The 13,302-nt window shown below is 59.7% G+C and carries 12 protein-coding genes; 6 read left to right on the top strand and 6 right to left on the bottom strand.

Annotated features, from left to right (window positions below; genetic code table 11):
- Positions 1-33 precede the first annotated feature (33 nt).
- Genes ACI514_RS25115 through ACI514_RS25100 form a run of 4 tightly spaced genes read left to right on the top strand, consistent with a single transcriptional unit; the run spans position 34 to position 3,542 of the window.
- Positions 34-1,182, top strand: coding sequence for an ABC transporter permease (locus tag ACI514_RS25115; RefSeq protein WP_160054483.1), 1,149 nt, complete (start codon positions 34-36; stop codon positions 1,180-1,182).
- A complete protein-coding gene (locus tag ACI514_RS25110) occupies positions 1,179-1,982 on the top strand; it encodes an ABC transporter ATP-binding protein (protein ID WP_007911797.1) in 804 nt (267 codons plus the stop codon). The genes ACI514_RS25115 and ACI514_RS25110 overlap by 4 nt, the downstream gene beginning before the upstream one ends.
- A gap of 1 nt (position 1,983) precedes the next feature.
- Positions 1,984-2,922 carry an MlaD family protein gene (locus tag ACI514_RS25105; protein WP_116028634.1) on the top strand — a complete coding sequence of 313 codons (939 nt, stop codon included), beginning with the start codon at positions 1,984-1,986 and terminating at the stop codon, positions 2,920-2,922.
- Positions 2,919-3,542: an ABC-type transport auxiliary lipoprotein family protein gene (locus ACI514_RS25100; RefSeq protein WP_160054487.1), complete on the top strand. Its 624-nt coding sequence runs from the start codon at positions 2,919-2,921 to the stop codon at positions 3,540-3,542. Before ACI514_RS25105 ends, ACI514_RS25100 begins: the two co-directional genes overlap by 4 nt.
- A gap of 116 nt (positions 3,543-3,658) precedes the next feature.
- Here ACI514_RS25100 and ACI514_RS25095 read toward each other — a convergent pair whose 3' ends face one another.
- From ACI514_RS25095 to ACI514_RS25075, 5 genes are all read right to left on the bottom strand, one after another.
- Complete coding sequence (locus ACI514_RS25095; RefSeq protein WP_150731535.1) at positions 3,659-4,888, bottom strand: nucleoside recognition domain-containing protein; 1,230 nt, start codon at positions 4,886-4,888, stop codon at positions 3,659-3,661.
- Between the two features lie 197 nt (positions 4,889-5,085).
- Positions 5,086-6,417 (bottom strand): glutamate/aspartate:proton symporter GltP, encoded by a 1,332-nt coding sequence (gltP, locus tag ACI514_RS25090; protein WP_034152229.1) that lies wholly within the window; start codon positions 6,415-6,417, stop codon positions 5,086-5,088.
- A 702-nt stretch (positions 6,418-7,119) separates the two neighbouring features.
- A complete protein-coding gene (locus tag ACI514_RS25085; protein WP_160054491.1) occupies positions 7,120-7,584 on the bottom strand; it encodes an inhibitor of vertebrate lysozyme family protein in 465 nt (154 codons plus the stop codon).
- Positions 7,585-7,586: 2 nt separating this feature from the next.
- Complete coding sequence (locus tag ACI514_RS25080) at positions 7,587-7,751, bottom strand: DUF1328 domain-containing protein (RefSeq protein WP_003177151.1); 165 nt, start codon at positions 7,749-7,751, stop codon at positions 7,587-7,589.
- 72 nt (positions 7,752-7,823) lie between these two features.
- Positions 7,824-8,108, bottom strand: a complete 285-nt coding sequence (locus ACI514_RS25075) for a hypothetical protein (protein ID WP_405122586.1) — start codon at positions 8,106-8,108, stop codon at positions 7,824-7,826.
- Positions 8,109-8,535: 427 nt separating this feature from the next.
- Here ACI514_RS25075 and algB point away from each other — a divergent pair, with 427 nt between their 5' ends.
- Both algB and ACI514_RS25065 read left to right on the top strand, forming a co-directional pair.
- Positions 8,536-9,882 (top strand): sigma-54-dependent response regulator transcription factor AlgB, encoded by a 1,347-nt coding sequence (gene algB, locus ACI514_RS25070; protein ID WP_047297450.1) that lies wholly within the window; start codon positions 8,536-8,538, stop codon positions 9,880-9,882.
- A 10-nt stretch (positions 9,883-9,892) separates the two neighbouring features.
- Positions 9,893-11,683, top strand: a complete 1,791-nt coding sequence (locus tag ACI514_RS25065; protein ID WP_405122585.1) for an ATP-binding protein — start codon at positions 9,893-9,895, stop codon at positions 11,681-11,683.
- Here the strand turns inward: ACI514_RS25065 and ACI514_RS25060 are convergent.
- The gene (locus ACI514_RS25060; RefSeq protein ID WP_174244487.1) at positions 11,680-13,293 is read right to left on the bottom strand and encodes an EAL domain-containing protein; all 1,614 of its coding nucleotides are present in this window, start codon (positions 13,291-13,293) and stop codon (positions 11,680-11,682) included. The genes ACI514_RS25065 and ACI514_RS25060 overlap by 4 nt on opposite strands.
- Positions 13,294-13,302 lie beyond the last annotated feature (9 nt).

Raw genomic sequence — 13,302 nt, 5'->3', positions numbered from 1 at the left:
AGTTCGCATAAAGGCCGAACAAGCACGGAGCTTATGACCAGCAGCTCGATCAGCGGTAATGCCCAACTGGACACGTCGATAACCCCTGCCCGCCTGCGGGTCACGGGGGACTGGACGCTTGCCCATTACGCCGAGCTCAAGCAACTGAGCGAAAAGCTCCACGGCCAGTACGATGCCAACACCCCGATCGACCTCAACAGCCTCGGCGCCCTCGACACCGCTGGCGCTTCGTTGCTGGTCGAACTGCTCGGCTCCGAGCGCCTGGGCAAATCCGCCGAACACCCCGATTGCACCCTGACCTCCGCCGACCGCGCGCTGCTGCAAACCGTGTACTGCTCGATGACCGATTTCTGCGTGCCGATCAAGGAAGCGGAAATCAGCGTCAGCGTGCAGCTGCTGACGCGCATTGGTCGCGCGGTCGACACGGTCTGGCAAGACACCCTGCAACTGCTCGGGTTCGTCGGCCTGATCATGGAAACCATCGCTCGCAACCTGTTCCGGCCCAAGCGCTGGCGCATCACCCCAATGATTGCGCACATCGAGCAGACCGGCCTCGACGCCGCGCCGATTGTGGCGTTGCTGACCTTTCTGGTCGGTGCGGTGGTGGCGTTTCTCGGGGCGACGGTGCTGGCCAGTTTTGGCGCGACGATTTTTACCGTGGATCTGGTGGGCTTCTCGTTCCTGCGCGAATTCGGCGTGCTGCTCACGGCGATCCTGATGGCCGGGCGCACCGCCAGCGCGTTCACCGCGCAGATCGGCTCGATGAAGGCCAACGAAGAAATCGACGCAATCCGCACCCTTGGCCTCGACCCGATGGAGCTGCTGGTGGTGCCGCGCGTGCTGGCGATGCTGGTGGCGCTGCCGATGCTGACCTTTCTCGCCATGCTCTGCGGGATCATCGGTGGCGGCGTGGTGTGTGCGGTGTCGCTGGATATCTCGCCGGCGATGTTCCTGACGCTGTTGCAGTCGGACATCGGCGTGCAGCACTTTCTGGTTGGCTTGGTCAAAGCGCCGATCTTTGCCTTCATCATTGCCGCGATTGGTTGCCTGGAAGGCTTCAAGGTCAGCGGCAGTGCCGAGTCGGTCGGCGCCCATACCACCTCCGCTGTGGTGCAATCGATTTTCGTGGTGATCGTGCTCGATGCGGTGGCCGCGCTGTTCTTCATGGAGATGGGCTGGTGAGTCGTCTACCCCGCGCGCCCTCGGAGGCGGTGATCGAAGTCCGTGGCCTGTGCAATCGCTTCGGCAGCCAAAGCGTGCACGAGAACCTCGATCTGGATTTGTACAAAGGCGAGATTCTTGCCGTGGTCGGTGGCTCCGGCAGCGGCAAATCGGTGCTGCTACGCAGCATCGTCGGTTTGCGCCGGCCCAGCGAAGGCATGGTCAAAGTGTTCGGCAAGAACCTGCCGAGCCTGTCCGAGCATGAGCGCTCGCTGGTCGAACGACGCTTCGGTGTGCTGTTCCAGAAAGGCGCGCTGTTCTCCTCGCTGACGGTCACCGAGAACGTCGCCCTGCCCCTTATCGAACATGCGGGCCTCAGCCGCAACGATGCCGAGCACCTGGCGGCAGTGAAACTGGCGTTGGCCGGATTACCGCTGTCGGCGGCGGACAAATACCCGGCGTCGCTGTCCGGCGGCATGATCAAGCGTGCTGCGCTGGCGCGGGCCTTGGCGCTGGATCCGGATATTCTGTTTCTCGACGAGCCGACTGCCGGCCTTGATCCGATAGGCGCTGCGCAGTTCGATCAACTGATTCTGACCCTGCGCGATGCGTTGGGTCTGAGCGTATTTCTGGTGACCCACGACCTCGACACGCTCTACACCATCACCGACCGCGTGGCGGTGCTGGCGCAGAAAAAAGTCCTGGTCGCAGGTCCCATCGACGTCGTTTCGGAAACCGACGACGCGTGGATTCACGAATACTTCCACGGCCCGCGCGGCCGCTCGGCGCTGGACGCCGCCAAATTGCTCAACGAGGTCTGACATGGAAACCCGAGCCCATCATGTGTTGATCGGCCTGTTCACGGTGATTGTGGTGGCAGGCGCCCTGCTCTTCGGTCTGTTCCTGGCCAAGTCCAGCGTCGACACCGAATTCAAGGATTACGAGATTGTCTTCAGCGAGGCGGTCAGTGGCTTGTCCAAGGGCAGCCCTGTGCAATACAGCGGGATCAAGGTCGGCGATGTGATCAACCTGCGCCTTGATCCAAAAGATCCACGGCGGGTGCTGGCGCGGATTCGTCTGGCCGGTGATACGCCGGTCAAGGAAGACACCCAGGCCAAGCTGGCGCTGGCCGGGATCACGGGGACGTCGATCATCCAGCTCAGCGGTGGTACCCCGGAAAGCCCGAAACTGCGTGGGCATGACGGTAATCTGCCGACCATCGTCGCGTCGCCCTCGCCTATTTCGCGCTTGCTCAATGACTCCAACGATTTGATGACCGGCATCACTGCGCTGCTGCAGAACGCCAATCAGATGTTCTCTGCCGAGAACGTCGAGCGCGTCAGCAAAACCCTCGCCCATCTGGAGCAGACTACCGGCACCATCAATGATCAGCGCGGTGACATCAAGCAAGCCATGCAGCAACTGGCGACCGTCGGTAAACAGGCCGGCAGCATGCTCGAACAGACCTCGTTACTGATGCGCAACGCCAACGGCTTGATCAACGATCAGGGCAAGCAAGCGTTGGGTAGCGCCGAGCAAGCGATGAAGTCGCTGGAGCAAAGCACAGCAACCATCAGTACTTTGCTCAGCAAAAACGAAAACTCCCTCGATAACGGCATGCAGGGCCTCAATGGCCTGGCCCCGGCGATCCGCGAACTGCGCGAGACGCTGACTTCGTTGCGCGCCATCTCGCAACGCCTTGAGGCCAACCCCAGCGGCTACCTGTTGGGCCGTGACAAGAACAAGGAATTCACACCATGAAGCTGACTCGACTTGCCCTCCTCGCCGGCTTCACGCTGATCAGCGCCTGTTCGATTCTGCCCCAGTCCGAGCCGTCGGATGTCTATCGCCTGCCGGCCGCACAGGCGCCCGCCTCGGCCAGCTCGGCGGCAACGCAGCAGTGGTCGTTGCGGCTGAACAAGCTGCAGGCCAGTGAGGCGTTGAACCGGCCGACGATTGCGGTGATTCCGCAGGGCGATGTGATCAGCAGCTACAAGGGCTCGCGCTGGAGCGATCCGGCGCCGGTGCTGGTGCGTAATCGTCTGCTGGATGGGTTTCAGAGTGATGGTCGGGTGACGTTGCTCAGTACCGATGACAGCAACTTTGCTGCGGATCTGGAATTGGGCGGCAGTTTGCAGGCGTTTCAGACCGAGTATCAGGGCACGCAGGCCAGCGTCGTGGTGCGGGTTGATGCGTTGCTGGTGCGTGGTTATGACCAGCGGATTCTGGCCAGTCGCCGCTTTGAAGAGCGTCAGCCGTTGAGTGATGTTCAGGTGCCGGCGGTGGTCGCCGGGTTTGGCCAGGCCAGTGATCGCCTCACCGCGAAAGTCGTCGCGTGGGCCGTAGATCAAGGCCAAAGACTTGCCCCACCGAAACCTTAAGCCAGGCATCAATCCCTGTGGGAGCGAGCCTGCTCGCGAAGGCGTCGTGTCAGACACATCAACGTGAATGACACACCGCTTTCGCGAGCAGGCTCGCTCCCACATTGGATATTTGTTCAGCCGAAGAACCAGTAGCAGACGAAAATGGCGCCAACGACACCAGCAAACTCCGCCAGCAACGCACACCCCACCGCATGCCGCGCCCGCTGAATCCCCACCGCGCCGAAATACACCGCCAGCACATAGAACGTGGTCTCGGTACTGCCCTGAATCGTCGCCGCGACCAGCGCTGGGAAGCTGTCGACCCCCGAGGTCTGCATCGTCTCGATCAACATCGCCCGTGCCGCGCTGCCGGAGAACGGTTTGACCATTGCTGTCGGCAGCGCATCGACAAAGCGCGTGTCCCAACCGGCCCACTCGACCAGATGGCGAATTCCGTCCAGCCCGAAGTCCAAGGCACCAGAGGCACGCAACACGCCTACAGCACAGAGCATTGCCACCAGATACGGCAGCAGATTCTTCGCGACATCGAAGCCCTCTTTGGCGCCCTCTACAAACGCCTCGTAGACCTTCACTTTCTTTAACGCGCCGATCAGCAAGAACAGCATGATCAACCCGAACAGCGTGAGATTGCCGAGGATCGACGACAATCCTGCCAGAGCCGTCGCCGAAAGGGTGCCCAGCAGCGCCATGAAACCACCCAGTATCAACGCCCCGGGAATCAGATACGCCAACACCACCGGATCCCAGATCCGCAAACGCTGCATGAACGCCACCGAGAGGAAGCCGACGATCGTCGAGCAACTGGTCGCCAGCAGGATCGGCAGGAACACCAGTGTCGGGTCCGGCGCGCCTTGCTGGGCGCGGTACATGAAGATCGTCACCGGCAGCAGGGTCAGGGAGGAGGCGTTGAGCACCAGGAAGAGGATTTGCGCGTTACTGGCGATGGTGGCACTGGGATTGAGCTCCTGCAGCGCCTTCATGGCTTTCAGGCCGATCGGCGTGGCCGCGTTGTCGAGGCCCAGACCGTTGGCGGCGAAGTTCAGGGTGATCAGGCCAAGGGCAGGGTGGCCGGCCGGGACTTCCGGCATCAGCCGCAGGAACAGCGGGCCGAGTACCTTGGCCAGCCATTCGACGATCCCGGCCTTCTCGGCGATGCGCAGAAAGCCCAGCCACAGGGTGAGGGTGCCGAACAGCAGCACCATGACTTCGACCGAGAGCTTGGCCATGGCGAAAATGCTTTCCACCATCGCCGCAAAGATCCCGGCGTTGCCGCCGATCAGCCACTGCGCGAGCGCCGATACGGCTGCCACGATGAAGAAGCCAAGCCACAGGCCATTAAGCATCAGTCAAATCCCCCGAAGAATGCGGCGAATGATAGCGGGGTCGCCAGAAACGACAAACCCCGGATTTCTCCGGGGTTCGTTTGGCTGACTCGGTCCACTGTAGGAGTGAGCCTGCTCGCGATCGCGGTGTATCAGACAACAGAGATGTTGAATGTACAGCCCTCATCGCGAGCAGGCTCCCCCTACAGGGATTTGTGTCAGTTCTTGGAGATTTCGCCTGCTGGCAGTTTTTCCTTGCTGCGCCAGTGCGGCAGGGAGTTCCAGTAGCGCTGGCCCTTGGCGTCGTCGTACATGCCTTCCCAACGTGCGATAACCAGTACCGCCAAGGCGTTACCAATCACGTTCAGAGCGGTACGCGCCATGTCCATGATGCGGTCGACACCGGCGATGAACGCCAGACCTTCCAGCGGAATACCGACGCTGCCCAGAGTGGCCAGCAGTACCACGAAGGACACGCCCGGTACGCCGGCGATGCCTTTGGAGGTGACCATCAGGGTCAGGACCAGCAGCAGTTGTTGGCTGATCGACAGATCGATGCCGTACAGCTGAGCAATGAAGATCGCGGCGATCGACTGGTACAGGGTCGAACCGTCGAGGTTGAACGAATAACCGGTCGGTACCACGAAGCTGCAGATGGCTTTCGGTGCGCCGTAGGCTTCCATCTTCTCGATCACCCGTGGCAGCACGGTTTCCGAGGAGGCAGTGGAGTAGGCCAGCACCAGCTCATCCTTGAAGATGCGCATCAGCTTGATCACCGAGAAGCCGAACAGCTTGGCGATCAGGCCCAGTACCACGAAGGCGAAGAAGGCGATGGCGACGTAAACCAGGATCACCAGTTTGGCCAGCGGCAGCAGCGAGGCGAAGCCGAAGTTGGCGACGGTCACCGCGATCAGTGCGAACACGCCGATCGGCGCATAGTTCATGATCATGTGGGTGACTTTGAACATGCTTTCCGAGACGCCCTGGAACATCTTCACCAGCGGCTCGCGCAGGTCCGACTGCAGGCTCGACAGACCGAGACCGAACAGCACGGAGAAGAAGATGATCGGCAGCATTTCGCCGCGGGCCATGGCCGCGAAGATGTTCGACGGGATCAGGTTGAGGATGGTCTCGATGAACGCGTGTTCATGCTGTACCTCGGCGGCGGTTGCCTGGTACTTGGAGATGTCCACCGTGCCGAGGGTGCTCATGTCGATGCCTGTGCCCGGATGGAACAGGTTGGCCAGCAACAGGCCGACGACGATGGCGATGGTGGTGACGATTTCGAAATAGATGATCGTCTTCAGGCCGATACGCCCGAGCTTCTTGGCGTCGCCCACGCCGGCAATGCCGACAATCAGGGAAGAGATGACGATCGGGATCACGATCATCTTGATCAGACGGATAAAGATATCGCCTGCCGGTTGCAGGACGTTGCTGATCCACCAGGCCTTCTCGGCACTGAAGTGGTTGAGCAACGCACCAATTGCAATACCCAAAACCAGACCGATGAGGATCTGCCAGGCGAGGCTAATTTTTGCCTTCTTCATTATCTTTACCCTTACTTGCGTTTGACTCAGGCACATGCAGGAACTGGAACGCTCATTAGCGGAAAAGTCTGTGCATCTGCCTCCGTATAAGGTGCCCCGAAGCGCGTGATTACGGCTCTTCGGCAGGCGAAAAAAGGCGCAACTATTCCGATGCAAGGTTGCGCCGTCTAATGCCGTAAACGCCTACCCTATGCCGAATCGGCATGAGCTTTTTTAAATGAAACTGGCGTCCCAACCGGTTCGATTGTGACATTTCGGCCGGCATAAGTGCCGTGAACCGGTCTTTACAGCGTGGGTTGGTTATTTTTTGAACGAGAAAAATCGACAAAAAATCTAGGAAAAAGCCTACGCAGGAAGACTAGAAGTCCTACTGTTTAAACGGTCTCTTTGTCGATATACGGTCGCCGTGAAACACCGCGTAATGTTTTTGCGCGCAGTGTCAGCGATAAAAAGGATGAGCTGGACGCTCTGGATCAATGTTTTGCGTGTTTGAAAGCTCAGCGCAAGTCCGTCGAACCACTGTGGGTCGGCGAACCTGCGGCGCAGCTTTTACCCTGACCCGGCCCTCGCGCAGGCACTCCCTGTACCCGTAGGTCACTCCGACCCTGCAACAGTCAGAACGTCCCGGCCCCCTGGTCATGCGCCAGCCTTCCTCAGGTCGGCGCAATGGAAGACAGCAGGGCTGCTGTCTTCATGTGCAGATCAGTACCACTTCGGATCTTTTTTCAGGGTTTCCATCAGCAGATCCTGCATGCCCTGGTCGGGTTTGCCGAGGAAGCGGTAGGTGGCATGTCGCGTTGGCGACTTGTCGGCCGGCAGTCCCTCGGGCACATCAACGAGCATGGCGTAAGCGTCTTTCTTGTCGAAACTGAACGCGACGATCAAGCGGTGGTTCAAGCACTTGTCTGCGGATTCGCAGAGCGGCCCGACCAGATACTGGTCGCCATCTTCAGTTACGGCATTCATTTGCTGGTCAGGCGTGCCGGACAGGTTCATCACCCATTCCGGCAGGCGCTCTTCCTTCTTCACCACGCCTTCCCAGGTTTCCCGGTATTGCGGGTCGGAACTCAACAGTTCGTTGACTCGCGTCTGGCCGTCATTGGCCGCCATCGCCATGGCACTACCGCCCAGAAGCAGGGCGGCTGCCAGTGTCTTTAACACACTCATCGTTAACCTCGGCCGCGACGGCCAAAGAAGAAGGAAGCGATGAACATCACCAGGAACACGACAAAGAGAATCTTGGCGATACCCGTGGCGGTGCCCGCGATACCACCGAAGCCCAGTACTGCAGCGATGATGGCAATGATCAAGAATGTAATTGCCCAGCTCAACATGGTGATTCTCCTTACTTCTCTATTTGGGGGTGTTACGTGTTCCGGCGCTCTGCGCCCGAATTCGTTTGCTCTTTAGAAAACCCAGCGCTCTTCACGTGGCAGTTGATCCAGTGGCTGCGCCTGATCGACGTCCATCATGCGCATCGAGGCGCTTTCGGCCTGACTGCTGCTGACGGCGCTGAAGTGCGTTTGCGTGTTGTGCTGGATCGAAATCAACGGCTCAACCTGCTGGCTGTTTTCCCAGCGCAGGTATTGCTGGCAGGCGATCAGGGTGATCAGCAGCGCCAATACGCCAAACAGACCTTGCTGGATGTACAGTGGCGAGATACGCACTTGGGCGGCACGTGGGCGAGTCATCCTGGGTTCCTCACTCTTATTCGGTTGGGGCAGTTCTGATCTGCCCGGGATGAGTGAGATATTGCAGCCTGCATGCCAGTTTTTTATTTGAAAAATATTCAATAAAATCAATGAGTTGTAAGCATGATGAAAAACGTCTGCGACGCATCCTGCACGATGGGTCCTCTGGGGTCGTGCGCAATGCACGATTTTTTCGTAGGAGAATTCATTCTTATGGAATTGAGAGCAGGGCGTAGATGTCAGAAAAGTACGCAGGGAATGCCCTGCAAATCTGAATTTGTTTAAAAAACCAGCAAAACCAACAACTTGGCTGTAAAGGCAGGAGAGAGCTACCCTCCTATGGCTGGCATCGTTCAGAATCAACCATGCAACTTGCCCGATTTTTCCGGGACTAACCCAAGACCAATCACTATGGAGCGTAGGAAAAATGGAATCTGCCACTGAGCATCAAGGCCGCATTCTGCTGGTGGACGACGAATCCGCCATCCTGCGTACTTTCCGTTATTGCCTCGAAGACGAGGGCTATACGGTGGCCACCGCCAACAGCGCGGCTCAGGCCGAGGCATTGTTGCAGCGCCAGGTCTTCGACCTGTGCTTCCTTGATTTGCGCCTGGGCGAAGACAACGGTCTCGACGTGCTGGCGCAGATGCGCATTCAGGCGCCGTGGATGCGCGTGGTCATCGTCACCGCGCATTCGGCTGTCGATACCGCCGTCGATGCGATCCAGGCGGGCGCCGCCGACTATCTGGTCAAGCCGTGCAGCCCGGATCAGTTGCGTTTGGCCACCGCCAAGCAACTGGAAGTGCGCCAACTGTCAGCGCGCCTCGAAGCGCTGGAAGGCGAGATCCGCAAACCGAAGGACGGGCTCGATTCCCACAGCCCGGCGATGAAAGTCGTATTGGAAACCGCCCGCCAGGTCGCCGGCACCGACGCCAACATTCTTATCCTCGGCGAGTCCGGTACCGGTAAAGGTGAGCTGGCCCGAGCGATTCATGGCTGGAGCAAACGTGAGAAGAAATCCTGCGTGACCATCAACTGTCCGTCGTTGACCGCCGAACTGATGGAAAGCGAGCTGTTCGGCCACAGTCGCGGTGCGTTTACCGGCGCCAGTGAAAGCACGCTGGGCCGGGTTAATCAGGCCGACGGCGGTACGCTGTTTCTCGACGAGATCGGCGATTTTCCCCTGACTTTGCAACCCAAGTTGCTGCGTTTCATTCAAGACAAGGAATATGAGCGGGTAGGGGATCCAGTCACCCGTCGCGCTGACGTACGCATTCTGGCTGCGACCAACCTCAACCTGGAAGACATGGTCCGTGACGGGCGTTTCCGTGAAGACCTGCTCTATCGCTTGAACGTCATCACCCTGCACTTGCCGCCACTGCGTGAGCGCGCCGAAGACATTCTGACTTTGGCTGATCGCTTCCTCGCTCGCTTCGTTAAAGAGTACGCACGTCCGGCACGGGGCTTCAGCGACGAGGCTCGCGAGGCGCTGCTGGGCTACCGCTGGCCGGGCAACATTCGTGAGCTGCGTAACGTGGTTGAGCGGGCGAGCATCATCTGCCCGCAGGAACGCGTGGAAATCAGCCACCTCGGCATGGCCGAACAACCGGCCAACAATGCGCCAAGAGTCGGTGCGGCGCTGAGTCTCGACGAGTTGGAAAAAGCCCATATCGGCGCGGTGCTCGCCACCGCCGGCACGCTGGATCAAGCGGCGAAAACCCTGGGCATCGACGCCTCGACCCTGTATCGCAAGCGCAAGCAGTACAACCTGTGAGCGCCGGGCGATGAAACTGGCGATGAAGTTGCGCACGCGGTTGTTCCTGAGTATTTCCGCCTTGATCACGGTGGCCTTGCTCGGGCTGTTGCTCGGGCTGGTCAGCGTGATGCAGATGGCCGGCACTCAAGAAGCTTTGGTGCGCAGCAACTTCGTCACTCTGGATCTGGGGCTTAAGTTGCGGCAGACGCTGGGTGATCAACTGATCATCATGCTGGCCGAAAAGCCTGATCCCGTGGCGTTCGAAGCGTCGAAACAGCATTACTTCGAGTTGCTGGACCAAGGCATCGCCCAAGAGCAAGAGGGCGATGGTCGGCTATACGGCTTCAGTCGGGCAAAAGCGGATTATCTGAGCTTCCTGGAAGCTTTCGATTTGTCGCGTGACCCGGCCGGCTCCATAAGCAGCAGCGCTGACTTCAGGGAGCGCTTCAATACGTTGCGCAACGGACTGATCACCGAGCACAAGCATGCACTGGATAACATCAACGCGGTACAGCGTGAGGCGCGTGACCGTGCCTTGTTGATTGCGGGTCTGCTTGGATTTGTCGGATTGGCGGTGCTGATCATCGGTTTCATCACGGCCCACGGGATTGCCAGGCGTTTTGGCGCGCCGATCGAGGCGCTGGCGCAAGCGGCGGACAATATCGGCCAAGGCAATTTTGAAGTGACCCTGCCGATTTCGTCGGCGATGGAAATGAATCAGCTGACCAAGCGTTTCGGCATGATGGCTGAGGCACTGCGCGAACATCAGGCGACCAACGTCGATGAATTGCTCGCCGGCCAGCAACGCTTGCAAGCGGTACTCGACAGCATCGATGACGGCTTGCTGATGATCGACCGCCAGGGGAATCTGGAGCACCTCAATCCCGTCGCTCAGCGGCAGTTGGGTTGGGGCGATGATCGTCTCGGCCAGGGACTGGGCACGGCGCTGGAACGACCAGAGCTGGATGCGCAGCTGCAACTGGTGCTGCGCGGCGGCACGCTGGAGCGGGCGCCGGAAGATTTGAGTATTGAGGTTGACGGCGAATCACGCCTGCTGACCTACAGCCTGACGCCGGTCAGTCATACCCAAGGGCATATTCTCGGCGCGGTGATGGTGCTGCACGATGTCACCGAGCAGCGTGCCTTCGAACGGGTGCGCAGTGAATTCGTGCTGCGCGCTTCACATGAGCTACGCACGCCGGTTACCGGCATGCACATGGCCTTCGGTTTGTTCCGCGAGCGAGCGAAGTTTCCAGCGGAGTCGCGCGAGGCTGATCTGCTCGACACCGTGAATGAGGAAATGCAGCGCCTGATGCAGTTGATCAATGACTTGCTTAACTTCTCGCGTTATCAGAATGGCCTGCAGAAACTCACATTGGCGCCATGCTCCATCGAAGACTTGCTGGAGCAGGCGCAGCTGCGCTTTGCCGATTCGGCGGCGGCCAAGGGCATCGCCCTGAATGTCGAAGTACAGGCGCCGCTGCCACGTTTGCAGGCTGATCAGGCGCAACTCGATCGCGTGCTCGACAACCTGATCGACAACGCCCTGCGCCATACCGCCCGCGACGGTCAGATTCGCTTGCAGGCACGTCGGCATGGCGAGCGGGTGATAATCAGCGTCGAAGACAACGGTGAAGGCATTGCCTACGGCCAGCAAGGGCGAATCTTCGAGCCGTTCGTGCAGGTCGGGCGCAAGAAGGGCGGCGCTGGACTGGGTCTGGCGCTGTGCAAGGAAATCGTCCAGCTGCATGGCGGACGCATGGGGGTTTATTCGCGGCCGGGGCAGGGCACGCAGTTCTATATGGCGCTCGCGGTTTAGGCTTCGTCGTCCATACGCCTTCCCGCGAGGCGTCGGCCACGGGTGATCAGTTCGATGAACTGCACCGCGCTCAGCGCATGGGCGAACAACCAGCCTTGACCGAATTTCACGCCTTCGCTACTGAGCAGCTCAGCCTGTGATTCCAGTTCGATGCCTTCGGCAATCACCTTCAGATCCAGCGCCTGGGCCATGTGAATGATGTGCGGAGCGACGCCGCTGCTGGCGGCGTCATGACCCAGTGCATCAATAAACGCTTTGTCGATCTTCAGGCAGTCCACCGGCAAGGTTTGCAGGTAGGCGAGGCTGCAATAGCCGGTGCCGAAGTCGTCGATCAACACCTGATGGCCGACATCGCGCAAGGCTTGCAGGTTTTCCCGCGCCACCACCACGTCAATCAAGCCACGCTCAGTGACCTCGAAGGCTATCTGCCGCGCGGCTACACGATGGAGCGTTAGCAGCCGCGCCATGACCTGGCCGATGCGCGGCACCATCACGTCGCAGGCAGCCAGGTTGACCGAGATATACAGTTGCGGATTGGCTCGCAGCACCGGACCCAGTTGCTCCAGCAAACGCTGGAGGACAAAGTCGGTCATCTGCCGAATCTGCCCGGTATTTTCCGCCATGGGGATGAACAGGTCCGGGCTGGTCAGTGTGCCGTCGGGGCGGCGCCAGCGCAGCAGCGCTTCGGCGCCGACGCAGTTGCGGCTGTCGAGGTCGAAGATCGGCTGGTAGAGCACCTGTAGCTCGCCCCGGCGAATGGCGCCATTGAGTTCGGCGTCCAGTGACTGGCGCTGGCGCACCAGCAAGAACACAAAGAACCCTAGGAATGCGCCGAGCACTAGACAGGCCGGAACCATCCACCACCAGATCGCAGGGATGTGCATGCCGGTGCGCGGCGTGATCAGCACCAGTTGATATTCCGGGTTGTTGGTGGGCATGCGGTAGATCAGCCGAGTCTGAGTGACTTGTAATGACTCGCGGCTTTTCGGTGGCCAATGTTCGGTCGGTGGCCAGGCCTGCGCCGTACCGAGGACCGGGATCGCCCGGGTGCCGTGATCGAGAACCACCAAAAGGCTGCTGCCGGGCGACAGATCGACCATGTCGGTCAGATGCCCACGTGATGTGGCCACACGAAAATTGCCGCGGCCCAGCATCAGCGCGGCGCGGTTTTCATCGGGTTCGGTGGTGGTATTGAGCCAATAGCTGTAAGTCGGCCCTCTGATATCCGGCGCCCGTACTACCGACACGCCTTCCTGACGTGGGCGGTTGGAGCAGATCCGCGTGGCGTCCATGTAAGCCGCTTCGTAGACGAAGCGATAGTTGAAGGTGACTTGCTGCAGGGTCGCGATCATTTCATCGTCACAACTGCGCAATGGCTGCGCTTCGAGATCGTCAAGACTTTCGCGTAACTGGCCGAACAATTGTTCGAGGCGGGCGAGGAAACGTTCGCCTTGCGCGTTCATTTCCTGACTTTCGCTTTGCTCGACCTGTCGCATTGCCACGAACATTCCGCCGGCGATCAGCAGGCAGGCACTGAGGACAGCCGCGATCATCGCCAAAAACCACGGGCGATAAAACCAGCTACGCAGCGTCTCTCGGGTAGCAACCATCATGGAATA

It is taken from the genome of Pseudomonas sp. M20 (genome assembly GCF_045037865.1).
In the GTDB taxonomy this organism is placed as follows: domain Bacteria; phylum Pseudomonadota; class Gammaproteobacteria; order Pseudomonadales; family Pseudomonadaceae; genus Aquipseudomonas.
Note: the sequence above shows the minus strand (reverse complement) of the source record. Positions and strands in the feature narration are given on the sequence as shown.

Bases quoted from the DNA above. Each gene is read 5' to 3' on its own strand.
- ACI514_RS25115 (WP_160054483.1), top strand. From the start codon at position 34: ATGACCAGCAGCTCGATCAGCGGTAATGCCCAACTGGACACGTCGATA.
- ACI514_RS25105 (WP_116028634.1), top strand. From the start codon at position 1,984: ATGGAAACCCGAGCCCATCATGTGTTGATCGGCCTGTTCACGGTGATT.
- ACI514_RS25100 (WP_160054487.1), top strand. From the start codon at position 2,919: ATGAAGCTGACTCGACTTGCCCTCCTCGCCGGCTTCACGCTGATCAGC.
- ACI514_RS25095 (WP_150731535.1), bottom strand. From the start codon at position 4,888: ATGCTTAATGGCCTGTGGCTTGGCTTCTTCATCGTGGCAGCCGTATCG.
- gltP (WP_034152229.1), bottom strand. From the start codon at position 6,417: ATGAAGAAGGCAAAAATTAGCCTCGCCTGGCAGATCCTCATCGGTCTG.
- ACI514_RS25085 (WP_160054491.1), bottom strand. From the start codon at position 7,584: ATGAGTGTGTTAAAGACACTGGCAGCCGCCCTGCTTCTGGGCGGTAGT.
- ACI514_RS25080 (WP_003177151.1), bottom strand. From the start codon at position 7,751: ATGTTGAGCTGGGCAATTACATTCTTGATCATTGCCATCATCGCTGCA.
- ACI514_RS25075 (WP_405122586.1), bottom strand. From the start codon at position 8,108: ATGACTCGCCCACGTGCCGCCCAAGTGCGTATCTCGCCACTGTACATC.
- algB (WP_047297450.1), top strand. From the start codon at position 8,536: ATGGAATCTGCCACTGAGCATCAAGGCCGCATTCTGCTGGTGGACGAC.
- ACI514_RS25065 (WP_405122585.1), top strand. From the start codon at position 9,893: ATGAAACTGGCGATGAAGTTGCGCACGCGGTTGTTCCTGAGTATTTCC.
- ACI514_RS25060 (WP_174244487.1), bottom strand. From the start codon at position 13,293: ATGGTTGCTACCCGAGAGACGCTGCGTAGCTGGTTTTATCGCCCGTGG.